Origin of the sequence: Collimonas sp. OK607, from assembly GCF_900111995.1 — a bacterium.
Lineage (GTDB): Bacteria > Pseudomonadota > Gammaproteobacteria > Burkholderiales > Burkholderiaceae_D > Collimonas.
This window is the reverse complement of the sequence record NZ_FOKF01000018.1, coordinates 1-25440: the sequence shown is the minus strand read 5'-3', so window position 1 is coordinate 25440 and position 25440 is coordinate 1. Positions and strand designations below refer to the sequence as shown.

Sequence of the window (25440 nt, the reverse complement as noted above, 5' to 3'; positions counted from 1 at the left end):
TATGCGAATCTTGTGGACATGTGGCACGGTCGATAGAAATATTGAAAAATAGCCATTGACTTCAAGTCCACTTGAGCATGCATACTTAGCTTCTCATCAACTGATTTGGCTTATCAACAACTGATGTAGTATCCGTGATGAATTTTCTTTAGTAGGAGCCTGCACATGCATGGCGTATCAACCAACAAAGCAATACCGGCATTTCAACAAGTCAAAGACCATGTCTTGCAACAAATCCGCAATGGCGACTGGAAACCGGGCGACCTGATACCATCGGAACGCGAGCTGATGCTGCAATTCAGCCTGTCGCGGATGACAGTCAACCGTGCCCTGCGCGAACTGACCGACAACCAGTTGCTGGTACGGATCCAGGGTTCCGGCACATATGTCGCACCGGGGAAATACCAGTCGACGCTGGTGGAGATCCACAGTATCGACGACGAGCTGATCGCCCGCGGCCATCGTTATCGCAGCCAGGTGCTGACTCTGGAGGCCAGCTCCGCGCCGGCCGCATTGAAAGCGCTAGGCCTGGCGAACGGCCCGGTGTTTCATTCCGTGATTGTGCATTTTGCCGATGACATCCCGATCCAGCTGGAAGACCGCTACACCAATCCGCAGCTGTTTCCCGACTATCTGCAGCAGGATTTTCATCGGATCACGCCGAATCACTACATGGTGCAAATTGCACCGCTGGACAAAGCTGAATACAGCATCGAATCCAAGATGCCGGATGCCGCAGTACGCAAGCAGTTGCAGATGGAAGCCGGCGAACCGTGTCTGCTGCTTGCGCGCCGGACCTGGGTGCGGCAGGCGGTGGCGACTTCGGTCACGTTATGGCATCCCGGATCAAGGTATCAGTTTACGGGCGGATTCTGATTTGCAGTATCTGCCGCAACACACATCGGCGAACCAGTCGGCGCAGTAAAATTTCAAGCAGCAAGCAATAAATAACAAGCAAATGGCAAGCAAGATCGAAACAGGATTCAACCACTCATGTCAGTAACCACTACCGCACCCGACACTTCCTCTGCCAGCTGGGCAGACCTGCTGTCAGGACGCAATGCTATACGCTCCATCACGCTGGCCGGCGGCATTGGCATGCACGCCACCAATGTATATATCGTCACCACCATCCTGCCATCGGTAGTCAAGGATATCGGCGGCCTGGAATACTATGCCTGGGCTACTTCATTGTTTGTTGTGGCCTCCATAATTGCCGCCGGCGTGGCTTCACGGCTGGTCGAATGGATCGGCTACCGCCCCGCCTGCCTGTCGGCATTGCTGGTGTTTTCGCTGGGTTCCGCCGGCTGCGCGCTGGCGCCGCATATGGTGTGGCTGCTGGCAGCGCGCACCGTGCAAGGCTTTGGCGGCGGGGTTCTGGTGGCGCTGTCGTATGCCATGATCCGGGTCGTGTTTGCGCCGCCATTGTGGTCGCGGGCGATGGCGCTGATGTCGGGCATGTGGGGGATTTCAACACTATCAGGGCCGGCCATCGGCGGCATGTTTGCGCAGGCCGGCAGCTGGCGCGGTGCGTTCTGGGCGCTGTTGCCGGCAGCTGTCGTGCTAGCGTTCCTGGTGCAATTCACACTGAAGATGCCGGCAGAAACACGCTCTGAGGAAAAACCGGACAGCATTCCTATCGTGAAGATATTGCTGCTGGCAGCGGCGGTATTGTCGGTCTCGGCGGCCAGCCTGTTCAGTAGCGCCATATTGAATGTCGGCGGCATCGTGTTCGGCATTGCCTTGATCGCATTGATTGCCTGGATGGAGCAGCGCGGTGGCACGCGTTTGCTGCCGAACGGCGCATTTTCTTTGCGGAGCCGCATCGGCGCCCTGTATGCCACCATGATCCTGATGATCCTGGGGCTAACCACTGAAATCTACGTGCCGTATTTCTTGCAAGTGATCCAAGCGCATTCACCGCTGCTGGCCGGCTATCTGACCGGCATCATGTCTTGCGGCTGGACTCTGGCGGCCCTGCTGTTTTCAAGTTACAGCGGCGCCCGTGCGAAGTTTGTCATGAAAGCCGGGCCGTTGGTAGTGATCGCGGCACTGCTGGCCCTGTCGTTCATGCTGCCGTCAAGCGCGGTGATGAACGACTACGGCCTGCTGCCTCTGTGCATCGCACTGGTGCTGGTCGGCTTCGGCATAGGCATGGGCATGCCGCATCTGATGGCGAAGGTATTAAGCAGCACGCATCCGGACGAAGGCAGCCTGGCGGCCTACTCTCTCACCACCGTGCAACTGTTTGCCACTGCCATCGGCGCAGCCCTGGCCGGCATGGTGACATCGCTTGCCGGGCTGGCCGATCCGGGCGGCTTGCCGGGGGCAGAAAATGCGGCACAATGGTTATTCATCTGCTTCGCAGTGGCGCCGGTACTTGCATTCTTCACGGTGCGGCAAGCGTTGCGCTTGAATGCACCGGTTGCTGCGGCCGTGCCTGCGGCGCCCGCAGTGTCCGACCTCGCCCGCAACGAGCAATTACAGGAACCCCAGTCATGAGCAGTACGCCTCCGAAAGCACCGGTCTCCCAACTCAAGGCCAGTACCGAAACCGTCACCAGCGTGCATTACTGGACCGAGAAACTGCTCTCGTTCCGCAGTACGCGCCCGGCCGGCTACCAGTTCACACCAGGTCAGTTTGCCCGGCTGGGCGTGGTGGCCGGCGATGAAACACTATGGCGTGCCTACTCGGTCACCTCGGCGGTTACCGAAGACGAACTGGAATACTTCCTGGTGCAAGTCCCCGGCGGCCTGTTCACCGAACAACTGAAAGACCTGAAGCCAGGCTATCCGATCCTGGTTGAAAAATTCAGCTATGGCTTCATGACCGCGGACCGCTTTGTGGATGGCGAGGATTTGTGGATGCTGGCCACTGGAACCGGTCTTGGCCCGTTTATCTCGATCCTGCAAGACCCGGCGGTATGGAAAAAATTCCGCAACCTGATTCTGGTGCACTGTGTAAGAAATGCCGACGAACTTGCCTATCAGGAGCTGCTCTCCAAACTGCACCTGCGGCCGGAACTGGCGGCTGGCGGCGCGCGCCTGCAACTGCTGCGCTCCACCACACGCGATAAGCAATCACCTGATCCAGGTAATCTGCAAGGCCGCATCACGACCCTGCTGACCAGCGGCGAACTGGAAGCGGCGGCGGGCCTGCCTATCACGGTAGAAACCTCGCGCATCATGATGTGCGGTAATCCGGAAATGATTACCGCAACCCGGGATATTCTCTATCAGCGCGGCTTGCGCCCTTGCCGGCGGGCGGTGCCGGGGCAATTCGTGACAGAAGATTATTGGTGAACGATATTATTTGACAAAGATCGGCACCGACAGGCGATTGCCTTTTGTGTCGACGACGCTGGACATCTCGTGCACTACGCGGGCCTGCACGTTATCAGGCAGGCGGATATAGTCCAGGCTGTTCGCCAACTCGTCGCCTTCCATGAAGGCCCAGGTAAAAAATTGTATTACCGCGGCAGTGCGTTCCGGCTGGCTGGTGACACGCGGCACATAGATGTATGTGGCGCCGGTGATCGGCCAGCTTCCAGATCCGGCTTTATCGGTCAGCATTTCCTCGAAATTCCCGGTATTTTTCCAGCCGCTGTTTGACAACGCCGACTTGAATGACATTGCATTCGGATGGACGTATTGTCCGTCGTGGTTCTTGAGTTGCGCATAGTTCAGGTTGCTCTCGACCACGTACGCATATTCTGCATAACCAATCGCACCCGGTGTTTTCTTCAACGTCGCCACCAGATCATTCGTGCCTTTGATGGCCTTTACATTGGCATGCCAGGCAATAGTGAAATTGGTGCCGTACTGCGTTTTCCATTCCGGATTGACGCGGCTGAGGTAGTCGGTGAGCGTAAAGGTTGTGCCGGATCCGTCGGCGCGCGCCAGCGGCTGGATGCGTAAATTAGGCAGCGCCAGCTTTGGATTTTCTTTGGTGATGGCAGCGTCGTTCCATTTTTCTATCTTGCCGGAATAAATGCCGACAATGATATCTGCGTTCAGATGCAACTCGCCATCCTTGACGCCTGGTAAATTCACAACCGGCACCACCCCGGAAATCACGGTAGGGAAATCCAGCAAATTGAATTTCTTGAGATCGGCAGTCGACATGGGTGCGTCGCTGGCGCCGAAATCGCTGGCATTTTCCTTGATTTTCTTGATGCCACCGGATGAACCGATTGCTTCGTAGACCAGCTTGTTGCCGGTTTTCTTGGTATAGGCTTGTTGCCATTTCGCATATAGCGGCGCTGCTGCGGTAGAACCGGCGCCAGTGATATCGACAGCTTGGGCCGCGCTAAAACCGAGCACGCAGGAAAAAAGAACGACGTATTTCAACATTTTCGACCTATGGAGTAATTATTTTGGCAGGCGAGCGGCATTTTGAGCCGTCATCACAGCCAACTGCCTGATTTGGCAAAATTGGCGGGTGCAATTGTGCCATCAACCGTGGCTTTGTTGGCGAATGTCGGATAACGCCAGCAAAAAAGCAACACGGCAGAAAATCACCACGGCCAAGCCGATTCGATAAGAACCGCCATCCACGACAATTGCCTGCCCGGTAATAAACGCAGCGTCATCGCTTGCCAAGAACAGAATCGTACCTGCAAATGTCTTTGGGCTCTCCTAGCTGCTTGATTGCCTGCTGCTCCCAAGTGGCGCGTTTCTGGCCTTCCGCTTGAGATACGGAAGCCTGCGTATTCGTCAGACCGGGCAACATGGAATTTGCGGTGATGCCGTCTTGCGCAACATCGTTCGCCAAGCCTCGCATGAAGCCGATGATGCCCATCTTCGATGTTAAATAGATTCGGCTTTGGCCGCCGCGGCCATTTCTGGTTAATCCCAGGCCGGAGCGAGGTGGGCAGGATTGACAACCCTGCTTCCCGGACTACGAAGCATCGTTATCGTCTGCATATCCTCTTGGGAAAGTTCGAAATCGAAGACGCGAACGTTGTCGACGATTCTTTCGAATTTCTCCGTGCGAGTAAGTGCGACGACGTCCGGTTGCTGGATCAACCATCTCAAAACGATTTGTGCAATTGTTCGCTTATTGCGCGCGGCTATTTCCTTCAGGACGGGGCTCTCAAAGACACGTCCGACCGCCATGCCGCAATAGGCCATCAGGCTCGTCTGGTTGACATGGGCTGCCTTGAGCAGCAGGCTCTGGTCCAGGAACGGGTGGTACTCCACCTGGTTTGTTACGATCGGGTGCCGCGAAAATTTGATCGCAGATTGCATCATGTCGACATTGAAGTTGCTGACGCCTATATGACGAACCTTTCCCGCATCTACAGCCTGGTTCAGACCTTCGATTTGCTCGGCAATGGAAACGCTTCCACGCGGCCAATGCACCAGCAGGAGATCGATATAGTCGGATTTGAGATCGCGCAAACTTTGATCGACCGATGCGGAAAACCGGTCTGCGGGGTAGCTGTCGACCCATACCTTGGTCGTCACGAAGATGTCGTGACGAGAAACTCCGGAGGTGCGGATAGCGGCGCCGACATCGGCTTCATTCTGGTAGATCTGGGCCGTATCGATATGCCGGAAACCGTGACGCAGCGCGGCTACCAGGATTTCCTCAAGGCGTGGGCCTGACATGCCATAAGTGCCAAACCCGAGGCGTGGAAGATGCGCCTCGCCAACAACGAGGGCCTCGGACGCAACAGGCGAATAGTGTGAAGTGGTGAGCATGATCCCTCCTCGATTCTCTCATTCCAATTGATGATGGAATGATCTCTCGTGAGGGCGGAAGGCACCAGTCAGAATTTTTCGATGTTATCCATCGGCGCCCGCGATGGATGCAAAACGGATGACTACCGCTTAGACCCGGAACGGCTTTTACCTGACGTTTTACCTGTCGGAATTGTGCTTGCCGGGGACGGTATTTGCTTCAAGCGTTCGATGAACCAGCGCCCGGCAGGACCAGGGGGTGATGAGGCTTGCCAGATTGCGGACATTTGCAAAACCAATCCCTCGGGAGGCACATCTTCGATCCGCAATACGGATAGGCGGCCATTTTCTATATCGTCGCGCACGATATGCAGCGGCATACCGCCCCACCCCAGGCCGTTCAAGAGGAAATGGTGCTTGGCGAAGAGATCGGCAAGCCGCCAGGTCAAAGGCGACATCACGCCAAACTCACGGCCTTTTGACAGATCCGAACGGTCCGTCAAAACAATTTGCGTGTGTCTCGCCAAGACATCTTTGGGAATCTTCCCCCTGTATGAAGCCAAGGGATGGTCACTGGCGCAGACCATGAGAAAAATCACGCCGGCAAGGTGTTCATATGCCATCTCCGACGGAATATGCGGCAACGAACCCACGATCCCCACGCTGCAGCGCTCATCCAGGACGGGCTGCAATGCCCCGCCTAAAGCTTCAACATAGACGCGCAACGCGACACCGGGATATTGCTGCCTGAACTCCTTTGCGACTTGCGTCACCGCTGCAATCGGATACATGACATCCACGACGACGGATAGCTCCGGCTCCAATCCGGTCGCTATGCCTTTCGCGCGGGCCTTCAGGAGATCGACGTTGGTCACGATATTTCGTGCGTCGGCAAGCAGGACAACACCTGCGGGCGTAAGTTTTGGATAGCGGCCGGACCTGTCAAACAGCTCTACGCCAATCTGTTCTTCAAGATTGCTGATGGTTTGGCTGATGACCGATTGCGCTCTATACAGTTTGCGCGAGGCAGCGGAGAAGCTGCCCTCGTCGACAGCTGTGATAAAAGTCCGCAATTGATCAAACGATACGCCGTCAAGCATGGTGAATGAATATCGCCGCAGTCGATGGAGAAATCGATCATATCCGCTTTCCTCCGGATGGACAATCGCGATCCGCTAGCCTACTTTTCCTCGCCCTCTTGCGCCGAAGACTGCCAGGAACTCTCCGCCAGCGCCACGGCAAGGAAGTCGAGCAAGGCCCTGACAGCGGGAATCATCCCGCGCCGCGACGGAAATACGGCATGGATGATGCCCGCGCGCGCGCTTAACTGCGGCAGCAGCCTGACCAGCGTGCCGGCTACCATTTCTTCCGCCACCGCAAGCGCGGGCATATAGGCGACGCCTATGCTTTGCAATGCGGCGGTGCGCAGCGTGAGCAGGTCGTCCGTGTGCAGGCGCGGCGTGTGCACGAGCTCTTCGGCGTTGCCATCCTTGTCTTGAAAACGCCAGGTGATCTTATCGCCGGCATAACCCATGGCAACGACGGGCATCTTTGCCACGTTCGCCAGTTGTGCAGGCATGCCATGCCGAAGCACGAACCTTGGGCTGGCGACCAGGATAAATTTCGACGGGCCGAAGGCACGCATGGCGAGGTCAGAATCTTCAAGAGGCGGCACCCTGACGCGGATGGCGAGATCCACACCTTCATCGACGACGTCGACGCGGCGATTGGTCACATCGAGCGCGATGCGTACCTGCGGTTCGGCAGCCAGGAACCTGGCAAGGATGTCGGCCAGGCCACCCTGAAGAAGGCCGACCGGGCAGCTCATGCGTATTAATCCCTGCGGCGACGATAGCGTTTGATGCACGGCGTCTTTGGCCGACTGCGCCTCCGCAATCAAGGCCACGCAATGTCCATAAAAGGTCTTGCCGATCTCGGTCAGGGAAAGCTTGCGCGTGGTGCGGTTAAGCAAGCGCACCCCCAACTCCGCTTCCAGCGTGCTTATGCGCCGGCTCAGCTTGGAGGTCTGCATGCCGAGCGCCTCGGCTGCAGCGGTATAGCTACCGGCATCGACGACCTTGGCGAAAAAGACAAGATTGTTCAGGTCATTGATCGGGGCCATGCCCTCCTCCATTGGTTGATTTCCGTTTATTTTTCTATTTTCGACAAATATCCATTCTATTTCAATCCATTAATCCAGGTTTGTTGCTGAACTATGATGGCCTCATCAGTTCGCAAGGTGCAACGGACACTACGCATCAAGCGCACACGTACTTGAAGATTTATGGAGAGCAACATGCTGCAAATTCGGAATCTGGATTCACTCGCCGGTAGCGACTTGACCTGGCTGAAGGCCAAACACCATTTCGCGCTGCACGGGCACAACAATGCTGCCCACGAGCCGTTAGGGAGCCTGGTCGTCTTGAACGACGACGAAGTGGCGCCGGGCACTGGATTTCCCATGCATGGCCATCGCGACATGGAAATCGTGACCTACGTCAGGGAAGGTTTGCTCGAACACACAGACACAACCGGCGGACGCGGCCAGATTGCCGCAGGCAACGTCCAGGCATTTTCCGCAGGCAGCGGCATCCGACACTCGGAAACCAATCCCGGCAGCGGGCCGTTGAAGCTTTTCCAGATCTGGCTGCGTCCGCGTCGCCTCGGCATCGCGCCGCGCTGGTCGGCAAAGCCGTTTCCCAAGGCCGAACGGGCCAATCGCTGGGTAGTGCTGGCAAGCGGCCTGCCCGGCGATACGGAGGCGATTGCTATCGAAGCGGACGCACGCGTGCTTGGCGCGACGGTCACGCGCGGCCAGTCCATCGGGTATGAAATCGGCGCTTCCCGCTACGGCTACCTGGTGGTCGCGCGCGGCGCGGTTTCGGTCAACGGATTGCGCCTCGATGCACGCGACGGCATCGCGGCCAAAGATGTTTCAAAGATCGTCGTCGCAGCAATCGACGATGCCGAAGTTGTTCTTGTCGATGCAGCTTGATTTTCTATTTTTAATTTTTCGTTTTTATTTTTTTTGTTTTTACTCTTATTTATTCTTATTAAGGAGCACATCATGTCCACACCCAACAAATACTTGCCTTTGATCGGCCGTATCCTCATCGGCGCCCCCTTCATCATGAGCGGCATCGGAAAACTGACTTCCTATACTGCTACCGCCGGCTACATCGCCAGCGTCGGCTTGCCCCTGGCCGGATTGGGCGTTGCCATCGCGGTGCTGATGGAGGCCGGCGGCGGCACCTTGCTCCTGCTGGGATACCGCACGCGCCTGGTTGCCCCCGCGATGGCCTTGTTCACGTTGGCGACAGCGATTTTCTTCCATCACAACTTTGCAGATCAGAACCAGATGATCCACTTCCTCAAGAACATCATGTTGATGGGTGGCTTGCTCAACATCGCCTACTTCGGCGCCGGCCCGGTCAGTCTCGACAGCGCGGCGGGCAGGAAAGCCTCGGCGCCGGCGGGGCAACACGCCTGATATTGCGCAATAGGACTAAGGGCAAGGTCAAGGCAGGCCGGTGGATACTTGTTAGCGGGGTTAATGCGGCCTAAACTAGGCTGATATTACGAAATATGATTCCGATGGAAACCGGCCTCCGCAACGCCTTACTGCAGCACCTTACCCAGACCGTGAGATGAAAGACCAGGTTAAGTACAACAGAAGCGCTGAAACACCCGGCCTCATACTAAGCGAAGCGCACTTCTCAGAGTTCAGTTTCGCTCCTCACTACCACCTCGACTATCACATCGCCCTCGTGACAGAAGGTGTGCAACGTCAAGAGTTTCGCGGCGAATCGTTGATTTTGACTCCCGGCACTATCCAGTTGATGCCACCGGGCGAGGTACATGACGGCGCAGTCGCAACGAACCAGTCGTACACACTCAAGACTTTCCGCCTTTCACCCGACCTGCTGAGCAGACTGGCCGCTGATGTTACGGGAAAAGACAGGTTTCCAACGCTTTCAGCTCTGGTAATCGAAGATCCCGCCTTGGCCAGGCATTTAGCGAGGATGCATGAGTCGTTCGTTTCCGGGCAAGACGATTCACCGCTGCAGCATGAGTCCCGTTTACTAACCCTATTCGAAAACTTGTTCGGACGCGCCCGAATTCTATCTCCCTCTTCAACTAGCGGCACGTTGTCAGTTTCTCAGCTCCGCCGTATCCGAGATTATTGCGAGGCACAATTGGCTCAGAAAATAACACTGGACGAGTTGGCAAAGGTCATTGGTCTCGGCCGCTTTCAGTTCCTAAAATTTTTCAAGCGAACTGTGGGCATGACACCGCACGCCTGGCTGCTTCGCATGCGGCTCGAACGCGCGTGCGCCCTGCTAAATCGACCAGACAGATGCCTCACACAAGTGGCTCAGGAGATTGGATTCTACGATCAGAGCCACTTTAACCGAGCCTTTCGGCAAGCTTTTGGAGTGGCGCCTTCCCAATACTGACTATGGAATCATTCACTCGACACCCCGGGTGTCCAATACCCCCAACCGTCCATGGACGAGTGTATTACGCTATGTAACCCAAGGTGAGTCGAGCCACACAAAGATCAATTTTTTACAAGCGTCACGCCGCCTCGACGAATAAACTATGCTACTGCGCGGTGTCTCTACACTTGGCTGACGATTCGCCGGCGTTGAAGGGGGAGCTGCAGCAGAGCGCTTCGCAATACGAATAACCTACCGGTAACCGACTTATGAGCAACTACAGTTTTCTTGACGACTACAGCGAGGGCGCACATCCACAGATTTTGCAAGCGCTCACGGCAACCAACTCGGTCCAACAGGCGCCCTACGGGGACGATGCCTATTCACTCGAGGCGAAGGCAAGAATTAGAAGTCACCTTGCCAACACAGACTGCGCAATATTTTTTGTTGCCAGCGGGACCTTGGCAAACATTGTTACGATCGGAAGTTTTCTTCGTCCGCATGAGGCGGTTATCGCTGCGGCTTCCGGACATATAGTGGTGCGCGAAACCGGCGCTATCGAGGCGATCGGGCATAAGATAATTACTGTCCCTCCAGTCGATGGCAAGCTCACGCCCTATAGCATACGCACCGCATTAGAAGCTAATGCGCATTTTCCTCACATGGCGAAGCCGCGCTTGGTATACATCTCGAATGCAACGGAGATCGGCACCATTTACTCTAAGGCGGAACTTCAAGCGATCTCAGACTTGTGCAGGGAGCGGGACCTGATTTTATTCATGGATGGCGCGCGCCTTGGCGCCGCCCTTGCCGGGCACAAAAACGACTTGACGTTGGCTGACATTGCACTGTTGACAGACGCGTTCTGGATCGGAGGTACCAAGGTAGGCGCGCTTCTTGGAGAGGCAATCGTGATACCTGATCCGTCGCTGGCTAAAGACTTTGCTTTCCATATCAAGCAGCGCGGCGGGTTATTGGCCAAGGGACGGATTCTTGGTCTTCAGTTTCACGAGCTATTCGGACCGACTAATTTGTTTTTCAATTTGGCCAGGCACTCCACTGCAATGGCTGACAAATTAGCGGCAGGAATAGCAAAAGGAGGATACGAGCTGGCGGCTGATACCGAGACCAACCAGGTTTTCCCCATCTTGCCGAATGCGCTGATCGAGTCGCTCAACAAATTCTTCGCATTCTACGTGTGGGAAAAGCGGGACGAACACAGGTCAGTTATCAGGCTGGTGACTTCCTGGGCGACAGAAGAGGCGCAAGTTGACCGCCTGGTCGAAGCCATCAGCAGCTGGACTGCAAGCGCTGCAAACCTCCAACCAACAATGCCTTTGAGCTAGGACCGCCCTGTCCTCTAGAGTAATCTGCCCGCCAAAAGCGCATGGCGGGCCTCTGCTTGCGAAATTAACTCTACCCGCGCAGCCATCTGTGAATACGCCCACCGGCTACCCTTAAAGAGGTATGCCTTCCGGCGATGGAAAGAGTGCGGCGATCGCTGACACTACTATCAAAGGCTTTGTGCTGACCAGCTCGCCTGTACACGAGCTGTTGGCGGCCGTAAGGACGCTTGCGCGCGGCGGCAGGTACCTCTGTCCTGCGGTGGCGCATCAGCTAGCCCAGGCTGCGGAACGCGATATGTTGACCAGCCGGTCAAGCCTGATTCATTGAAGTCTGCATAGACTTTCCGTCAAACCGCTTCCAGGATCTACCTGGACGTCATACTCAGTGCTTATCAAAGTAGCCCAGCTGACTCGATAAAATTTAGTCCGGCAGCTTCTTGCCGCAGCCTGACTTGTCCAGGGCCGGGCGCACCTATGTCGCCAGGCACCGTTTCATAGCGCATTACGGCGGGAGCGCCGGGTTCATAAGTTCGGACGCGGTGATAAGTCATGGTGTTCTCCATTGTAGAATTAAGGAAGTCAGCAGCGTTGCCTTAGTGGCGTACGCCGTTTGGAAATAGAACTGACTAATTTGCGAGTTTGATCAGGTTCACTGCAGGTAACGGGCCACCGGGAAACTGTTGCAGCTTTCCGCCTACAGCTAAGGATCCCAAATCGATGCTGGCAAATCCCAGTCGATCTATGAATTGTTCGACTGTGGATTTGGCTGCGGCATCATCGCCCGATAAAAATACAATGCGCTTGCCACCGGCTTGCTTCGGATCGCTCGCCAGCACTGCAGAAAGCAAGGTATTGAACGATTTCACGAGTCTGGCTCCGGGTAACATATCGGTCACCACCTCGCTGGAATTTCGCCCGCCAAGTTCGGCCAGTTGAAAGCCAGGTTGAATCACGGGGTTGGTCGCATCGACGACAATGCGGCCGTCCCATGATGGCAAACCGGACAAGGCTGACGGCAGTTGCGCCCAGTTCACGCTCAACACTACGATGTCTGCCGCTGCGGCATCTCGAACGCTGCCGGCGCGGGCATTTGGACCAAGGAGAGCGACGATGTCGGCCAGCGATTCAGGACCACGACTATTACTAAGTGTGACCTTCAGCCCGGCCCGGACGACCTGCTTTGCCATGGCCTGGCCAATAGCGCCGGCGCCAATGATGCCGATATGTTGAATGTTTTCTTTGTTGATTTGCGAATTGTTCGACATGATGATTCCTTTCGTTGATTGTCGTAGTGGGTACTGATCTCAGGCTGCGCTTGGCACGATTTTTGGCGCCTTGCGCGCATCAAGACTGAATGCGCCCGGGCCGAAAGTCATGATTTGAAGCAAGCCGCCAGCCATTGCAATGTTCTTGAGCAAATTGAACAACTGGTTCTGGTCACCGATTGCGTGATGGAAAACCAGGCCGGTGACTACAGAAAATACTGCCAGTACCGCGGCTGTGATGCGTGTCTGGAAACCGAACGCCAGCAACAGGCCGCCGCCGATCTCAACTGCTACAGCAAGTGCAAATCCCAAAGTGGGGAACGGCAATCCCATGGCGCCGATATAGCCGATGGTCATGGCGGGAGCGGCAATCTTGCCGGCGCCGCTGATGAGAAAAATCGCCGCCATCATGAGACGGCCGATGAGTGGAAAAGAAGATGAAGTGTTAGTTGCGTTTTGCATGTTAGCTCCTGATTAAGTAGAAAATTAGTAAAAAATTAGAACCTGAGTGATTAAAAAATTGCTGTGATATTTACTGCCGGGTTGCGGGATAAATCCTTGAAACTACAAACTGCGATTTGCTTCCAGTTGCGCTCTGATACGCTCGATCTCGGCTTCGCCACGCTCTAACGCATAACCATCCGTATGCACCGAGTAATATCCCAACACGAGATCGTGAGGATGCTTGACTGCCGAACCGAGAACGAATTCGGTATCGCCTTCCGCCACAAAATCCAAAGTAGCTGTTGACTCTTCGAATACCGCCAATTCCTCATTTAGCGCGACACCGGCCGTATGAAGCGTTCCGGCGTTGGTGGCAACCCAGCCTACTGTGTGCCCTTCCGGAGTCTGATAGCGCCAGCGTTCGCCATCTTGCAATTTGACATGCAGGTAATTAATGGATGCGCGAATGGCAATCGCGCTCACCGCATTTCCGTAGCGGCCGAGAATGACTCGTGCAGGGCCATGGCTTTGCACTTGCTCCGGCGCCAGGTACTGGCTTTGTGCAGGACCGTTTTCATCTTTTGGCGGCAATGCGATCCACAGTTGATAACCACGAACGTGGTCGCCGTCGGCAGCACCACCGCCATGCCAGACTCCGCCTCCGGCTTTCATCCATTCAACGCTCCCGGCGGAAAGCGTGCCGCTTTTTCCGGTCGTATCCTTGTAGTCCATATTGCCGGATTGAACGACAGTGATAGTTGCAATGCCGGAATGAGGATGCATGCCCGAAAGAGGCTTGCCGGTGGAACGAATATCGAAGTCGTCTAAAAAAACAAAAGGTTTGATTTTTTCACCGATGCCTGATGGGCTGGCAAGGCGGGTAAACCATTCCTGGCGCTTCCCTTTTGTGCGATAAACGATTTGCCGTACTTGTGACGTTGCTTGTGTGGGCAGGACAGCAGTATCGGTAACAATTGCATGCATGATTACGCTCCTTAACGAGTAAAATATTTCCGCAGTGACATTAGTTTTAATTCTCAAAACTGTGCCGCCTGCAGCCGTTGATGCTTTGGTTGTGGATGCTTGAGATGTCCTGAACCAATGACTGCATGGTAGGCACTAGACCGATATCGCGGAAGCCTATATATTTCGATATAACCAATCGCCAGGAGCGATACATGTTAGATGCGATGTCCATGGACCAATTGCGCACCTTTATTGCCGCGGCCGACGAAGGAAGCTTCTCGGCGGCAGGACGCAAGCTGCGGCGCGCGCAATCGGTTGTCAGCCAGACCTTGGCGAATCTTGAGCAGCAAGTAGGCTTCCCGCTGTTTGAAAGAACCGGCCGCTACCCACAATTGACAGAGGCCGGAAAAGCATTGCTGGCAGATGCCCGTGCCGCAGCTGACAGCATGGATGGATTCAAGGCGAGGGCACGCACATTAGCAGAAGGTCTGGAACCGGAACTATCTGTAGCGGTGGATGTGATGTATCCCATTACAGCGCTCACTGAAGCTGTTCGAGCCTTTCATGAGGCCTTCCCTTTCACGCCGCTGAGGCTGTATGTCGAGGCGCTTGGGGCAGTACTCCAGCCAGTGCTGGATGGTCGCAGCCGCATCGGCATCATCGGTTCTTTTCCGGATGTGCCTGGCAATTGCGAATCCGAGTATCTATTGAATGTTCCTGCAATTGCCGTGGTGTCTCCCTCGCATCCACTGGCAGGCCTGAGCGGCATGATTCCTCGCGCCACTGCCGCCGGTCATGTGCAGCTGGTGTTGACGGACCGCTCCAATCTCACTGAAGGCCGTAATTTTGGCGTCATGTCACCGCTGGTATGGCGACTTGCCGACCTGGGCGCCAAGCATGCCTTTTTGCGCGCCGGCCTGGGCTGGGGCATCATGCCGCAACACATGGTGGAAGAAGACATTGCACGCGGGACGCTCGTGACGATTGAATTGGAGGCCCATCCTACGATTGGCTCATCCTTTTCCATGCATGCCATATACCGCAAGGACATGCCACCTGGCCCTGCAGGAAGGTGGTTTGTAGGTCAGTTAAAGCAAAGATCCATTTAGCTACAGGTTCTCCAGATACAGGGTCCGAAGCAAATTAGTGTTGACAATTAGTGCTGACGTTTTATCCCTTGGCCTGAGCAGAATTCCGTGCAGGCCAAGCGGCATACAACTGACAAAAATTCATTCCCCCAGGCCGCCCATTCGGCCATGGATGTCTTTTCCAAAAGCGGCTTTGCCGCTCTCGTACAAACCACAATCAAAACGCTGTATCAACGATGCGGGCCACCTGCTCGTCCATATCGGAAACAAACGCATTTCTCCACTCGGATTACCCGTCAAGAAATCGGTAATCACCATTCACTTTTTTATATATCTAAATTAACGATGCATTGAATCGAAATATATAGGCTTCCGGGACGATGCCGTTGGATCTACGATGATTTCCAAGATCAGTCAGCTAGAGCGTAGCGACTTGATGAAACTTGAATCCTAGATAACGTCCAACTTCCAAAATCAATGTCATGCGCACCCTTACCATTTTTATTCTAGCCGGATTGACAATGGTTGGGCCGCTAGCAATCGATACTTACATACCAACCTTTTATGCGATCGGACACGATTTTGGCGCTGATCAAACATCAGTGCGACTGACCCTAAGCGTCTTTCTATTTGGCTTCGTTTTCATGATGTTGTTTTACGGCGCGTTGTCGGACGCCTTTGGCCGCCGCCCTGTGATCTTGTGGTCGCTTGCGGCTTATACGGCCGCATCCTTTGGGGCTGCGTTGGCACCGGGCCTTGAATCATTTTTGATATTCCGCGGGCTGGAGGGACTGGCCGCCGGAGCGGGATCTGTGATTAGTCGTACGATCATTCAGGAACAAGCCACCGGCGCCGACGCGCAGCGCGTGCCGGTGTACATCATGATGGTATTCGGTCTTTCCATGGCAATTGGGCCAATCATAGGTGAAGGGCTGCATGCAACACTGGGCTGGCGTTCAATATTTTGGGCGCTGGGTTTATTTGGCGCCTTGATGTTTTTAGCGTGCTACAGCCTGCTGCCAGAATCTCTTGCGGCCGGACCTCGCCGACGTTTCCATCTCAAAACATTGGTGACGGATTATCGACGGATGCTGAAGCATCCACAGTTCCTTTGGCTTGTCCTGTCTTTCGGCATTGCTTTCAATGGATTCGCGTTATATGCCAGGCTGGCAGCTAATATCGTGGCAACTTGTTTGCATTTACCCGAGGTGGTTTTTGCCGGGCTGTTCATCCCATTGGCTCGAGGGATCATGATCGCCGTTACATTCTCCACTCGCGCTGTAAATCGCATTTCGCCAGCCAGGTTGCTTCGAATCGGCTATTTTATTATGGTGCTGGCGTCAATGTTGAGCATCATATTCAATTACGTCACCGGAGCGATTGCTCTTTGGGCTCTATTGCCACTGATCTTTTATGCAATTGGGCTAGCCGTCGCAACGCTGGCAAACACGAACATGAAACTAGATTTCTTCCCTGACAACCGCAGCGTGGCGTCCTCATTGCAATCTGTCGTCCAGACATTGGTGTTTGCCATAGCCTCAGGCCTGGTCGCCCCTTTTCTCTTTGACAGTGTCATCAAGCTTGCTGGCGGCACGCTGGCGACATTCGGATTAGGTTTGTACTGTCTCGTATTGGGACGAAAAAATCGACCAACTGCAGTGCTAGCGGGATGATCAGCGCCACGCGCATCAGACATGCGTTGCCCCAATATTCCCGACCGACGTCGTGACGCCGGAGATAGCCCGAGAACTCTTCGCTCCATTCCTCGCTCGAGCCACTCTGGACTGAGTCTGGACTGAGATCTGCCCACGTTTTCTGTCGGCGAAGCGACAGAAAACGTGAACTGCAGAAGAACAACCGATTGCCTCATTTCCCAATCAAACTTCCAACCACTTCTGCCGCACCGCCGGATTCGCGCGCAATTCATCCGGCGTACCGGCAAACACAATCCGGCCATGCCCCATCACCAGCACCCGGTCGGATATCTCCAGCGTGATACCGAGTTTTTGCTCGACCAGCAACACGCCCAGCCCCCGCGTACGCAACGCCAGCAGATGCTGCGCCACCGACTGCACCATGTGCGGCGTCAAGCCTTCGGTCGGCTCATCTACCATGATCAGTTGCGGCTTTCCCATCAGGCTGCGGCACAGGCTGAGCATTTGCTGCTCGCCGCCGGATAGCAAACCTGCAGCGACATGCTTGCGTACCGCCAGCTGCGGCATCAACTGCCACATATCCTCGATTGCCACCCGCTCGCGCTGCTGCCCCACAAGCAAATTCTGTTGCACGGTCAGCGTCGGGAATACGGCCCGCTCTTCCGGTACATAAGCCAGGCCGCGCCTGGCAATCTGGAAGGTTTTCAAACCAATCAGTTCAGTGCCGTTGAAGCGCACCGAACCGCTGCTGCGCATCATTCCCATGAGCGCTTTCAGTGTTGAGGAACGGCCCGCGCCATTGCGCCCCAGCAGACTGACTATTTCACCCGGCCCGACATCAAGATCGACACCATGCAAGACATGGCTTTGATCGTAGAAGGCATTCAAGCCGCGTACTTCAAGCATGGCGCTCATGGCATCGGCTCCGCGTCGAGCTGCCCGAGATAGGCCGCTTGAACTGCCCGATTATTACGAATCGCAGCCGGCGTATCGCAAGCAATGATCCGTCCCTCGACCAGCACCGCAATCCTGTCCACCAGTCCGAACACCACCTCCATATCGTGCTCGATCATCAACAAGGTTTTACCGGTGCTGACACGACGGATCAGCTCGGTAGCGGCAGCGGATTCGTCCCGGCTCATGCCGGCGGTCGGCTCATCGAGCAAGATCAGGCCGGCATCGCCGGCAATCGTGATGCCGATTTCCAAGGCGCGCTGGGCGGCATAACTGAGGTCGCGGCCAGGCGTATCGCGCTGCGGTTCCAAACCGCATTGCTGCAATACTTCTTCAGTGCGCTGGCTAACCGCTCGCAGATTCGACAAACGACGCCAGAAGACCTGGCGATAGCCATGCGACGACAACACCGCAGCACGCAGGTTTTCCTGGACGCTCAGTTGCGGAAATATATTGGTAATCTGAAAGCTGCGCGTCAGGCCGAGGCGATTGATCTGGAACGGGCTCAGGCCGGTTATCTGCAGCCCATGCAAAAGAACCTCGCCGCTGCTAACCTCGGTGCGGCCGGATATCAGATTGAACAAGGTTGATTTTCCAGCGCCATTGGGACCGATCAACGCCAGCCTTTCACCTTGCCTCAATTGCAGATCCGCGCCACAGATAATCCGCGTGTCACCGAATTGCTTGTGCAGATCGCGTAGCTCCAGAATGTTCGGCGTTGCGTTTTCGCTCATATGCCCGCCGCCCGCTGATACAGTGTTTCAATTAACAGCACGGCGCCGCCCGCCAGCAGCAACAGGCCGGCCACACGCAACAGAAACGCCGCCGTCAGGCGCCGCCAGGTCGTCACTGCCGCCATCCAGACACCGGCGATACCGCCTGGTGCAAACAAGACGACAATTACAAACAGCAATCCGAGATACAACTGCCAGCCTCGCGTATAAGTCGACAGCAAAGCAGAAAACAGTACGCCGACCACCGCCCCTACCATCGGCCCGAAGAAATAGCCAATGCCGCCGATGTAGGCAAACAACAGGATCTGTGCCGAACGCAACAAGCTCAGGTTTTCAGCACTGACGATTTCAAAATTGATGGCGCTCAACGCGCCGCCGACGCCAGCGAAGAATGCCGACAAAATGAACATTACGTAACGTACCCGGCGCGGATCGTGACCGATGAACGCTGCCCGCTCCGGGTTGTCGCGCACGGCATTGGCAATACGCCCTAGCGGCGTAAGAGTCAATCCATACATGGCGGCAGCGCAAACGAAAAGCCAGAACGCGATCAGGTAATAGACCTGCAATTGCGATGCGAAGTCGATTCCGAAAACCGGCGCGCCAAGCACGCGGTCGGTGCTGATCCCGCTCTCACCGCCAAACCATCCCGGAAACATCAAGGCTGCAGCCGCCGCCAGCTCAACCAGCGCCAGGCTGATCATCGACAACGCCGTACCCGATTTGCGGGTAGTGATAAAGCCGAAAACGACGCCGCATAACATACCGGCGCAACCGCCAACCAGCGGCACCAACAGCAGCATTGCAGGACTGCCGCCGGCCAGCCGGTTCATCACATGCGCGGCGACAAAGGCGGCCAGGCCGGAATACACGGCATGGCCGAAGGACAGCATGCCGGTTTGCCCCAGCAGCATGTTGAAGGAAAGCGCGAGGATCGTCATGCTGCCGCATTGCGACAAGATAGACAGCGCCGCGCTTTGCGGAAACACCCACGGCGCCACCAGCAATATCAGCGCAAACGCCATCCAGATCCATTTGCGTTCCACCCTCATACTCATATTCATGCGGCCGGCCATCAATCGCGCACGCCAAACAAGCCGCGCGGACGCAGCAGCATGACCAGCACCAGCAGAAGATACGGCAATACAGGTGCAAGCTGGGCCAGCGTCAGCTGCAGCAACGGGGATACCGTTGCGTCAGGATTGACCTGCACACCCCAATACGCCAAACCGCTCGCTGCGGACACATCCAGCGCAACGGCAAAGGTCTGCAAAATCCCGATCAGCAACGAGGCGATGAACGCTCCGCGCAAAGAACCGAGGCCGCCGACCACCACCACCACGAAAATAATACTGCCGACCCCGGCCGCCATACCCGGCTCAGTGACAAAGGCATTGCCGCCCACCACCCCGGCTAATCCAGCCAAACCGCAGCCGGCGGCAAATACCCAGGTAAAGATACGCGGCACGTTATGCCCCAAGGCTTCGACCATCTGCGGATGCGTCAGCGCCGCCTGGATCAGCAAACCGATACGCGAACGCTTCAGCAACCAGGCGGCCGCCAGCAAAACCAGCAATGCAAGCAGCATCATGAAGCCACGGTAGATGGGAAACGTAGTTGCATAAAAAGTGAACAGCGGCCCATCTAGTTGTGCAGGGATCGCATACGGCAGCGCCGATCTGCCCCACGCCAGTTGCACCAGTTCGACTACCACGTAGGACAAGCCGAAAGTAAACAGCAATTCTGCGACCTGTCCGTGACGCCGCACATGGCGCAGGCCAAAACACTCAACCAGCGCGCCCAGCATGCCGACCAGCAGCGGCGCCAGCAACAGCGCCGGCCAGAATCCGAGCTTGGCGCTGATCGCATAGGCGAAATAAGCGCCCAGCATATAAAAACTCGCATGGGCAAAATTCAACACGCCCAGCATGCTGAAAATCAGCGTCAGCCCCGACGACAGCAGGAACAGCAGCAGGCCGTAACTGAGACCGTTCAGCAAGGTGATGAGGGTGAATTCCATTTAGTGTTCTTGGCGTTCTTGATTTTATTGATGTTACTGCGCGCGATGACGACAGCTAGTCCGGCATTTTACCGGTTCGTTCGGGAAGCGATGTCGTATTTTTACCAAGGTAATATTGACCAATTAATTAAACCCGGGTAATATTGACGCAACTACACAGCATATGGAAGCCATCCGAGATGAATGCCGCCAATCCACACCCCGTCATCGCCTTTGCCGGCGCCAACCGCATCGCCTCCGGGCAACTGGCGCTGGTAGCGCTCAAAGTAAAGGAGCTGATCGACAGGAACGACTCCGCCACCATACTGATCTTCGACGACCTCACCAGCGAACAGGTCGAAATCGACTTCCGCGGCAGCGCTGAACAAGTATTGCAACGCCTGTCCGCTAGCGAAGCCGGCGCCACGGCAATGGAAAAAGCCGCCGATGACCTGCAAACGGCACGTGGCCCCGGTCGGCCGAAACTGGGCGTCATCGGTCGCGAAGTGACTCTGCTGCCGCGTCACTGGGATTGGCTGAACCAGCAACCCGGCGGTGCATCCGTGGCGCTGCGCAAGTTGGTTGAAGAAGCTAAGCGCCGTAACGAAGAACGCGACCAGATGCGCCTGGCGCAAGAATCGGCGTATCGGTTCATGTCTGCAATGGCTGGCAATCAAGCCGACTTTGAAGAAGCTACACGTGCCTTTTTTGCCGGCGACCAGTTGCGCTTTGCGGAGTTGAGCGAGCCATGGCAAATCGACATTCGCGATCATGCACGGACCCTCGCAGCCCGGGCGTTCGGTGCGGCAGAGTAGAAAGCCCGCGCCGCCGCTCAAGGTAAGGATAGCGTAGCCGTGCGATACTTGAGGCTTCCCGTCATATTGCAATCAGGATCAACGCTTTCATGAACAACCGTTTGGCTTTCCCCGAGGCACCTGCACTCGATCATCTGCGTTTCTCTAACGCGTTCGCGAGTTTGCCCGCAGCCTTTTACACCAAGCTGATGCCGACGCCAATTCCAGCGCCGTACCTGGTTGCGGCCAGCGCGCAGGCGGCACAGCTGATCGGGCTGGCGCCGACGGCATTCGACAACGATGTTTTCATCCAGACGCTTGCCGGCAATCGCGGCGCCAACGACTCTCAGCCACTGGCGGCGGTGTATTCCGGCCATCAGTTCGGCGTCTGGGCCGGGCAATTGGGCGATGGCCGCGCCATTCTGCTGGGCGACGTGGCGGCTGCCGATGGCGGTCGGCTGGAGTTGCAACTCAAGGGCGCCGGCGCCACGCCTTATTCGCGCATGGGCGACGGCCGTGCCGTGCTGCGCTCGTCAATCCGTGAATACCTGTGCTCGGAAGCGATGGCGGCACTCGGCATCCCTACTTCGCGTGCGCTGGCGGTGATCGGCTCCGATCAGTTGGCGATGCGCGAACGGCCGGAAACTACGGCGGTGGTGACCCGCATGGCGCCTAGCTTTGTGCGCTTCGGCTCGTTCGAGCATTGGTATTACAACAATCAGCCGGAAGCGCTTAAAGCCTTGGCTGACCATGTGATCTCCGGCTTTTATCCTGAACTGCTGGCGGCAGAGAACCCTTATCAGGCGCTGCTGGCCGAAGTGACGCGCCGCACCGCGCACCTGATGGCGCAATGGCAGGCAGTCGGCTTCATGCACGGCGTGATGAACACCGACAATATGTCCATCCTCGGGCTAACCCTGGATTACGGCCCGTTCGGTTTCATGGAGGCTTACGATCCGCGCCATATCTGCAACCATACCGACCAGCAAGGCCGGTATGCCTACAACCAGCAGCCGCAGATCGGCCATTGGAACTGCTTTGCCCTGGGCCAGGCTTTGCTGCCGCTGATCGGCAGCGTCGAGGCGACCGAAGCCGCGCTCAGCAATTACCAGGCCCTGTACGGCGCAAAACTGGATGAATTGCTGCACGCCAAGCTGGGCCTGGTAACGCACCAGGCGGACGACGACAAGTTGCTGGACGCCATGTTTGCCCTGATGCAGGCCAGCCATGTCGATTTCACCCTGTTTTTCCGCCGGCTCGGCAATTTGCGTGTGGACGATGCCAACGCCGATGAATCTAGTCGTGATGCTGCCCTGCGCGATCTGTTCATAGACCGCGCGGCATTCGACGCATGGGCGTTACAATACCGGGCTCGCCTGAAAATGGAAAATAGCCAGGATAGCAATCGCAAGCTTGCAATGGATGCAACTAACCCCAAATATGTATTGCGAAACTATTTGGCGCAAACAGCAATCGAACACGCTCAGAATAAAGACTTCTCTGAAGTCCGGAAATTGCAGCAAATTCTTGAAAACCCGTTTGATGAACAACCGCAACATGCGCAGTACGCAGAATTGCCGCCGGATTGGGCACGCGGACTGGAAGTCAGTTGTTCGTCATAGATTGGAATTGAAACCATGAGCAGCAGCAAAGTCATTAAAACCGACGCAGAATGGCGCGCCGAACTGGAGCCGATGGAATATGAGGTGACCCGTCACGCCGCTACCGAACGGGCGTTCACCGGCCGCTTCTGGGATCATCACGAGCATGGCATCTATACCTGCGTATGCTGCAATACGCCCCTGTTCGAATCAGACGCCAAATTCGATTCCGGCTGCGGCTGGCCTAGTTATTTCAAGGCCATCAATCCCGATAATGTCGAAGAGCGCGTCGACCGTACTCATGGCATGATGCGCACTGAAATCCTGTGCAAGGTGTGCGACGCCCATCTGGGCCATGTATTCCCGGACGGACCGCCGCCAACCGGTTTGCGCTACTGCATCAATTCGGCATCGCTGCGTTTTGATCCGGCCGGCTGAAGCGCTCCGGCACAAACGCTGATTTACGATTCGGCCATTGGCCATTAGAAGATTCAGATTCAACCATTAATTAGTTATCCTGACTGAAAGCACACCAAACAAATGAAGTTCCTGTTCGACCTGTTCCCGGTAATCCTTTTCTTCGGCATCTTCAAATGGAGCGAAGGCAGCCCTGATGCGGCGCAAGCGCTGGTCAGCCAGTATTTATCGGGCTTTGTGTCTGGCGGCGTGGTTACCGCTACGCAAGCGCCGGTGCTATTGGCGACTGCGGTGGCGATCATCGCCACAGTGGCGCAAATCGGCTATCTGCTGCTGCGCCGGAAAAAAGTCGATGCGATGTTGTGGGTGTCTTTCATCATCATCTGCGTTTTCGGCGGCGCCACCATCTACTTCCATAATGAAACCTTCATCAAATGGAAGCCGACCGTCCTGTATTGGGCGTTTGCGACGGCATTGCTGGTTAGCCAACTACTACTCAAGAAAAACCTGATTCGCACCATGATGGAGAAACAGATCGCCCTGCCCGACCCGATCTGGCCGCGTGTAGGCTTTGCCTGGATCGCGTTCTTTATCGTGATGGGTTGCCTGAACCTGTACATCGCGTTTAATTTCCCTACCGCGACCTGGGTGAATTTCAAGCTGTTTGGCGGCATGGGGCTGATGTTTGCCTTCATTATCGGTCAAAGCATCTTGCTGTCGAAATACATCAAGGATCCGGAATGAACCAGCGCCTTGATACGATTCGTAACAAATTGACAGCTGCGCTTTCACCTTTGGAATGTATAGTTGAGGATGAATCGGCGCTGCATGTAGGACACGCCGGTGCCGCTTCAGGCGGCGGACACTACAAAGTGCGGATAGTTTGCGCAGTTTTTGAAGGGCAAAACCGCTTAAATCGGCATAGGCTGGTGTATGATTGCCTGGCTGAAATGATGCATGCAGAAATTCATGCACTGGCTATTACTGCACTAGCCCCATCTGAAACTAAAACTGCTTAAAACATAGCGACATAGCGATCTGAAAGAATAATCAATTGTCCGTTAAACACACTTCGGTTATTCTGCCTTTGCCTCGCATTAATTTATTAACAACCTCCCCAATCTAGGATTTGATAATGACATTTAAACCTTCACGTTTACTGGTGGTACTTTTTGCAGCTGCTACATTGCCAGTTATGGCCCAAAACCTTGCAGTCGTGAACGGTAAGGCAATTCCATCGTCGCGCGCCGACATGATGGTCAAGCAATTGTCGGCACAAGGCGGCCAGCCGGACACCCCGGAACTGCGCAGCATGGTCAAGGACGAACTGATCAACCGTGAAGTGTTGATTCAGGAAGCCGATAAACTGGGCCTGGGCAACAACGCCGACGTCAAGGCACAAGCCGACATCGCCCGTCAATCGATCCTGATCCGCGCCCTGGTTGCCGACTTCGTCAAGAAGAACCCGATCAAGGATGCAGACATCCAGGCTGAATACGACAAATTCAAGGCGACAGCCGGCGACAAGGAATATCACGCACGTCATATCCTGGTCGAAAACGAAGCCGATGCCAAAGCTATCATCACCAAGCTGAAAGCTGGCGGCAAGTTTGAAGATCTGGCCAAGCAATCGAAAGATCCAGGTTCGGCAGCTAACGGCGGCGATCTGGGCTGGGCAACGCCAGCTTCGTTCGTGAAGCCATTCTCCGATGCGCTGGTAGCACTGAAACCAGGTCAACTGACAGACACACCGATCAAGACCCAATTCGGTTACCACGTGATCAAGCTGGAAGAAGTACGCGCCGCCAAGATCCCTACCCTGGCTGAAGTCAAACCGCAAATCACCGAAGCACTGCAACAGAAGAAGCTGCAAGCTTACCAACAAGAACTGCGCGCCAAAGCCAAGATTCAATAAGATCTTCGCTTAAAACCGCAGTCAATAAAAAAGCGCTCCTCGGAGCTAATGCCGTTCAGTTAAGCAGGTTTTCGTAGAACGCGAGTAGCATAGCGCTGTGGTTTTGCCTTAACGGCCCGGTCGAATTTTCGATCGGGCC

At 55.6% G+C, this 25440-nt stretch carries 28 protein-coding genes; 15 read left to right on the top strand and 13 right to left on the bottom strand.

Annotated elements, in window-relative coordinates:
• The first annotated feature begins 165 nt into the window (after positions 1-165).
• The 3 genes from hutC to BM029_RS13615 all read left to right on the top strand — a co-directional run bounded on the left by hutC (position 166) and on the right by BM029_RS13615 (position 3302).
• Positions 166-876: a histidine utilization repressor gene (gene hutC, locus BM029_RS13625; protein ID WP_092436851.1), complete on the top strand. Its 711-nt coding sequence runs from the start codon at positions 166-168 to the stop codon at positions 874-876.
• 117 nt (positions 877-993) lie between these two features.
• Complete coding sequence (locus tag BM029_RS13620; protein WP_092436849.1) at positions 994-2502, top strand: MFS transporter; 1509 nt, start codon at positions 994-996, stop codon at positions 2500-2502.
• On the top strand, positions 2499-3302 hold the full coding sequence (locus tag BM029_RS13615) for a ferredoxin--NADP reductase (RefSeq protein ID WP_092436847.1): 804 nt from the start codon (positions 2499-2501) through the stop codon (positions 3300-3302). Before BM029_RS13620 ends, BM029_RS13615 begins: the two co-directional genes overlap by 4 nt.
• A 6-nt stretch (positions 3303-3308) precedes the next feature.
• On the opposite strand, the gene pstS is transcribed toward BM029_RS13615, so the two are convergent.
• The 6 genes from pstS to BM029_RS13585 form a co-directional block, all read right to left on the bottom strand.
• The gene (gene pstS, locus BM029_RS13610) at positions 3309-4352 is read right to left on the bottom strand and encodes a phosphate ABC transporter substrate-binding protein PstS (protein ID WP_092436845.1); all 1044 of its coding nucleotides are present in this window, start codon (positions 4350-4352) and stop codon (positions 3309-3311) included.
• A 102-nt stretch (positions 4353-4454) separates the two neighbouring features.
• On the bottom strand, positions 4455-4601 hold the full coding sequence (locus tag BM029_RS26615; RefSeq protein ID WP_211482477.1) for a hypothetical protein: 147 nt from the start codon (positions 4599-4601) through the stop codon (positions 4455-4457).
• On the bottom strand, positions 4588-4818 hold the full coding sequence (locus tag BM029_RS26610; protein WP_371329123.1) for an SDR family oxidoreductase: 231 nt from the start codon (positions 4816-4818) through the stop codon (positions 4588-4590). The genes BM029_RS26615 and BM029_RS26610 overlap by 14 nt, the downstream gene beginning before the upstream one ends.
• Before the next feature lie 29 nt (positions 4819-4847).
• A complete protein-coding gene (locus BM029_RS13595; RefSeq protein WP_092436841.1) occupies positions 4848-5705 on the bottom strand; it encodes an aldo/keto reductase in 858 nt (285 codons plus the stop codon).
• 122 nt (positions 5706-5827) lie between these two features.
• Positions 5828-6784 carry a LysR family transcriptional regulator gene (locus BM029_RS13590; RefSeq protein ID WP_092436839.1) on the bottom strand — a complete coding sequence of 319 codons (957 nt, stop codon included), beginning with the start codon at positions 6782-6784 and terminating at the stop codon, positions 5828-5830.
• An 80-nt stretch (positions 6785-6864) separates the two neighbouring features.
• Positions 6865-7806, bottom strand: coding sequence for a LysR substrate-binding domain-containing protein (locus BM029_RS13585; protein ID WP_092436973.1), 942 nt, complete (start codon positions 7804-7806; stop codon positions 6865-6867).
• Positions 7807-7980: 174 nt separating this feature from the next.
• On the opposite strand from BM029_RS13585, the gene BM029_RS13580 reads away from it, so the two are divergent.
• The 4 genes from BM029_RS13580 to BM029_RS13565 all read left to right on the top strand — a co-directional run bounded on the left by BM029_RS13580 (position 7981) and on the right by BM029_RS13565 (position 11469).
• Positions 7981-8679 carry a pirin family protein gene (locus tag BM029_RS13580; protein ID WP_092436838.1) on the top strand — a complete coding sequence of 233 codons (699 nt, stop codon included), beginning with the start codon at positions 7981-7983 and terminating at the stop codon, positions 8677-8679.
• A gap of 72 nt (positions 8680-8751) precedes the next feature.
• Positions 8752-9174, top strand: coding sequence for a DoxX family protein (locus BM029_RS13575; protein WP_092436836.1), 423 nt, complete (start codon positions 8752-8754; stop codon positions 9172-9174).
• A gap of 157 nt (positions 9175-9331) precedes the next feature.
• Entirely contained in the window at positions 9332-10141 is an 810-nt protein-coding gene (locus tag BM029_RS13570; RefSeq protein ID WP_092436835.1) for an AraC family transcriptional regulator, read from the top strand.
• 251 nt (positions 10142-10392) lie between these two features.
• Entirely contained in the window at positions 10393-11469 is a 1077-nt protein-coding gene (locus BM029_RS13565) for a threonine aldolase family protein (protein ID WP_092436833.1), read from the top strand.
• 626 nt (positions 11470-12095) lie between these two features.
• Here BM029_RS13565 and BM029_RS13555 read toward each other — a convergent pair.
• The 3 genes from BM029_RS13555 to BM029_RS13545 all read right to left on the bottom strand — a co-directional run bounded on the left by BM029_RS13555 (position 12096) and on the right by BM029_RS13545 (position 14162).
• Positions 12096-12734 (bottom strand): NADPH-dependent F420 reductase, encoded by a 639-nt coding sequence (locus BM029_RS13555; RefSeq protein WP_211482476.1) that lies wholly within the window; start codon positions 12732-12734, stop codon positions 12096-12098.
• Between the two features lie 39 nt (positions 12735-12773).
• Positions 12774-13196, bottom strand: coding sequence for a DoxX family protein (locus BM029_RS13550; RefSeq protein ID WP_092436829.1), 423 nt, complete (start codon positions 13194-13196; stop codon positions 12774-12776).
• 102 nt (positions 13197-13298) lie between these two features.
• Positions 13299-14162, bottom strand: coding sequence for a pirin family protein (locus tag BM029_RS13545; protein WP_092436827.1), 864 nt, complete (start codon positions 14160-14162; stop codon positions 13299-13301).
• Positions 14163-14356: 194 nt separating this feature from the next.
• Between BM029_RS13545 and BM029_RS13540 the strand changes: the two genes are divergently transcribed.
• The gene (locus BM029_RS13540) at positions 14357-15253 is read left to right on the top strand and encodes a LysR family transcriptional regulator (RefSeq protein ID WP_092436825.1); all 897 of its coding nucleotides are present in this window, start codon (positions 14357-14359) and stop codon (positions 15251-15253) included.
• Between the two features lie 461 nt (positions 15254-15714).
• The gene (locus BM029_RS13535; protein WP_244545041.1) at positions 15715-16905 is read left to right on the top strand and encodes a multidrug effflux MFS transporter; all 1191 of its coding nucleotides are present in this window, start codon (positions 15715-15717) and stop codon (positions 16903-16905) included.
• A 204-nt stretch (positions 16906-17109) separates the two neighbouring features.
• Here BM029_RS13535 and BM029_RS13530 read toward each other — a convergent pair whose 3' ends face one another.
• The 4 genes from BM029_RS13530 to BM029_RS13515 are packed head-to-tail and all read right to left on the bottom strand — an operon-like array spanning position 17110 to position 20595.
• On the bottom strand, positions 17110-17793 hold the full coding sequence (locus BM029_RS13530; protein ID WP_092436967.1) for an ABC transporter ATP-binding protein: 684 nt from the start codon (positions 17791-17793) through the stop codon (positions 17110-17112).
• A gap of 5 nt (positions 17794-17798) precedes the next feature.
• Entirely contained in the window at positions 17799-18575 is a 777-nt protein-coding gene (locus BM029_RS13525; protein ID WP_092436823.1) for an ABC transporter ATP-binding protein, read from the bottom strand.
• Positions 18572-19639, bottom strand: a complete 1068-nt coding sequence (locus tag BM029_RS13520; protein ID WP_371329119.1) for a branched-chain amino acid ABC transporter permease — start codon at positions 19637-19639, stop codon at positions 18572-18574. Before BM029_RS13520 ends, BM029_RS13525 begins: the two co-directional genes overlap by 4 nt.
• Positions 19640-19650: 11 nt before the next feature.
• Complete coding sequence (locus BM029_RS13515) at positions 19651-20595, bottom strand: branched-chain amino acid ABC transporter permease (RefSeq protein WP_092436821.1); 945 nt, start codon at positions 20593-20595, stop codon at positions 19651-19653.
• 179 nt (positions 20596-20774) lie between these two features.
• Here BM029_RS13515 and BM029_RS13510 point away from each other — a divergent pair, with 179 nt between their 5' ends.
• The 6 genes from BM029_RS13510 (at position 20775) to BM029_RS13485 (ending at position 25301) form a co-directional block, all read left to right on the top strand.
• Positions 20775-21389, top strand: coding sequence for a DUF2239 family protein (locus tag BM029_RS13510; protein ID WP_092436819.1), 615 nt, complete (start codon positions 20775-20777; stop codon positions 21387-21389).
• An 89-nt stretch (positions 21390-21478) separates the two neighbouring features.
• On the top strand, positions 21479-22990 hold the full coding sequence (locus BM029_RS13505; RefSeq protein ID WP_092436817.1) for a protein adenylyltransferase SelO: 1512 nt from the start codon (positions 21479-21481) through the stop codon (positions 22988-22990).
• Positions 22991-23005: 15 nt separating this feature from the next.
• Positions 23006-23407 (top strand): peptide-methionine (R)-S-oxide reductase MsrB, encoded by a 402-nt coding sequence (gene msrB / locus BM029_RS13500; protein WP_092411993.1) that lies wholly within the window; start codon positions 23006-23008, stop codon positions 23405-23407.
• Between the two features lie 102 nt (positions 23408-23509).
• On the top strand, positions 23510-24130 hold the full coding sequence (locus BM029_RS13495) for a septation protein A (protein ID WP_092436816.1): 621 nt from the start codon (positions 23510-23512) through the stop codon (positions 24128-24130).
• Entirely contained in the window at positions 24127-24405 is a 279-nt protein-coding gene (locus BM029_RS13490; protein WP_092436814.1) for a BolA family protein, read from the top strand. Before BM029_RS13495 ends, BM029_RS13490 begins: the two co-directional genes overlap by 4 nt.
• A gap of 116 nt (positions 24406-24521) precedes the next feature.
• Complete coding sequence (locus tag BM029_RS13485) at positions 24522-25301, top strand: peptidylprolyl isomerase (protein ID WP_092436812.1); 780 nt, start codon at positions 24522-24524, stop codon at positions 25299-25301.
• Positions 25302-25440 lie beyond the last annotated feature (139 nt).

Excerpts from the sequence above, each read along its gene's own strand:
- BM029_RS13525 (WP_092436823.1), bottom strand. The coding sequence starts at position 18,575 with ATGAGCGAAAACGCAACGCCGAACATTCTGGAGCTACGCGATCTGCAC.
- pstS (WP_092436845.1), bottom strand. The coding sequence starts at position 4,352 with ATGTTGAAATACGTCGTTCTTTTTTCCTGCGTGCTCGGTTTTAGCGCG.
- BM029_RS13490 (WP_092436814.1), top strand. The coding sequence starts at position 24,127 with ATGAACCAGCGCCTTGATACGATTCGTAACAAATTGACAGCTGCGCTT.
- BM029_RS13515 (WP_092436821.1), bottom strand. The coding sequence starts at position 20,595 with ATGGAATTCACCCTCATCACCTTGCTGAACGGTCTCAGTTACGGCCTG.
- BM029_RS13590 (WP_092436839.1), bottom strand. The coding sequence starts at position 6,784 with ATGCTTGACGGCGTATCGTTTGATCAATTGCGGACTTTTATCACAGCT.
- BM029_RS13540 (WP_092436825.1), top strand. The coding sequence starts at position 14,357 with ATGTTAGATGCGATGTCCATGGACCAATTGCGCACCTTTATTGCCGCG.
- BM029_RS13555 (WP_211482476.1), bottom strand. The coding sequence starts at position 12,734 with ATGTCGAACAATTCGCAAATCAACAAAGAAAACATTCAACATATCGGC.
- BM029_RS13505 (WP_092436817.1), top strand. The coding sequence starts at position 21,479 with ATGAACAACCGTTTGGCTTTCCCCGAGGCACCTGCACTCGATCATCTG.
- BM029_RS13580 (WP_092436838.1), top strand. The coding sequence starts at position 7,981 with ATGCTGCAAATTCGGAATCTGGATTCACTCGCCGGTAGCGACTTGACC.
- BM029_RS13615 (WP_092436847.1), top strand. The coding sequence starts at position 2,499 with ATGAGCAGTACGCCTCCGAAAGCACCGGTCTCCCAACTCAAGGCCAGT.
- BM029_RS13575 (WP_092436836.1), top strand. The coding sequence starts at position 8,752 with ATGTCCACACCCAACAAATACTTGCCTTTGATCGGCCGTATCCTCATC.
- BM029_RS13520 (WP_371329119.1), bottom strand. The coding sequence starts at position 19,639 with ATGAATATGAGTATGAGGGTGGAACGCAAATGGATCTGGATGGCGTTT.
- BM029_RS13585 (WP_092436973.1), bottom strand. The coding sequence starts at position 7,806 with ATGGCCCCGATCAATGACCTGAACAATCTTGTCTTTTTCGCCAAGGTC.
- BM029_RS13565 (WP_092436833.1), top strand. The coding sequence starts at position 10,393 with ATGAGCAACTACAGTTTTCTTGACGACTACAGCGAGGGCGCACATCCA.
- BM029_RS13620 (WP_092436849.1), top strand. The coding sequence starts at position 994 with ATGTCAGTAACCACTACCGCACCCGACACTTCCTCTGCCAGCTGGGCA.
- BM029_RS13595 (WP_092436841.1), bottom strand. The coding sequence starts at position 5,705 with ATGCTCACCACTTCACACTATTCGCCTGTTGCGTCCGAGGCCCTCGTT.
- BM029_RS13530 (WP_092436967.1), bottom strand. The coding sequence starts at position 17,793 with ATGCTTGAAGTACGCGGCTTGAATGCCTTCTACGATCAAAGCCATGTC.
- hutC (WP_092436851.1), top strand. The coding sequence starts at position 166 with ATGCATGGCGTATCAACCAACAAAGCAATACCGGCATTTCAACAAGTC.
- BM029_RS13545 (WP_092436827.1), bottom strand. The coding sequence starts at position 14,162 with ATGCATGCAATTGTTACCGATACTGCTGTCCTGCCCACACAAGCAACG.
- BM029_RS13510 (WP_092436819.1), top strand. The coding sequence starts at position 20,775 with ATGAATGCCGCCAATCCACACCCCGTCATCGCCTTTGCCGGCGCCAAC.
- BM029_RS13485 (WP_092436812.1), top strand. The coding sequence starts at position 24,522 with ATGACATTTAAACCTTCACGTTTACTGGTGGTACTTTTTGCAGCTGCT.
- BM029_RS13535 (WP_244545041.1), top strand. The coding sequence starts at position 15,715 with ATGCGCACCCTTACCATTTTTATTCTAGCCGGATTGACAATGGTTGGG.
- BM029_RS13495 (WP_092436816.1), top strand. The coding sequence starts at position 23,510 with ATGAAGTTCCTGTTCGACCTGTTCCCGGTAATCCTTTTCTTCGGCATC.
- msrB (WP_092411993.1), top strand. The coding sequence starts at position 23,006 with ATGAGCAGCAGCAAAGTCATTAAAACCGACGCAGAATGGCGCGCCGAA.
- BM029_RS13570 (WP_092436835.1), top strand. The coding sequence starts at position 9,332 with ATGAAAGACCAGGTTAAGTACAACAGAAGCGCTGAAACACCCGGCCTC.
- BM029_RS13550 (WP_092436829.1), bottom strand. The coding sequence starts at position 13,196 with ATGCAAAACGCAACTAACACTTCATCTTCTTTTCCACTCATCGGCCGT.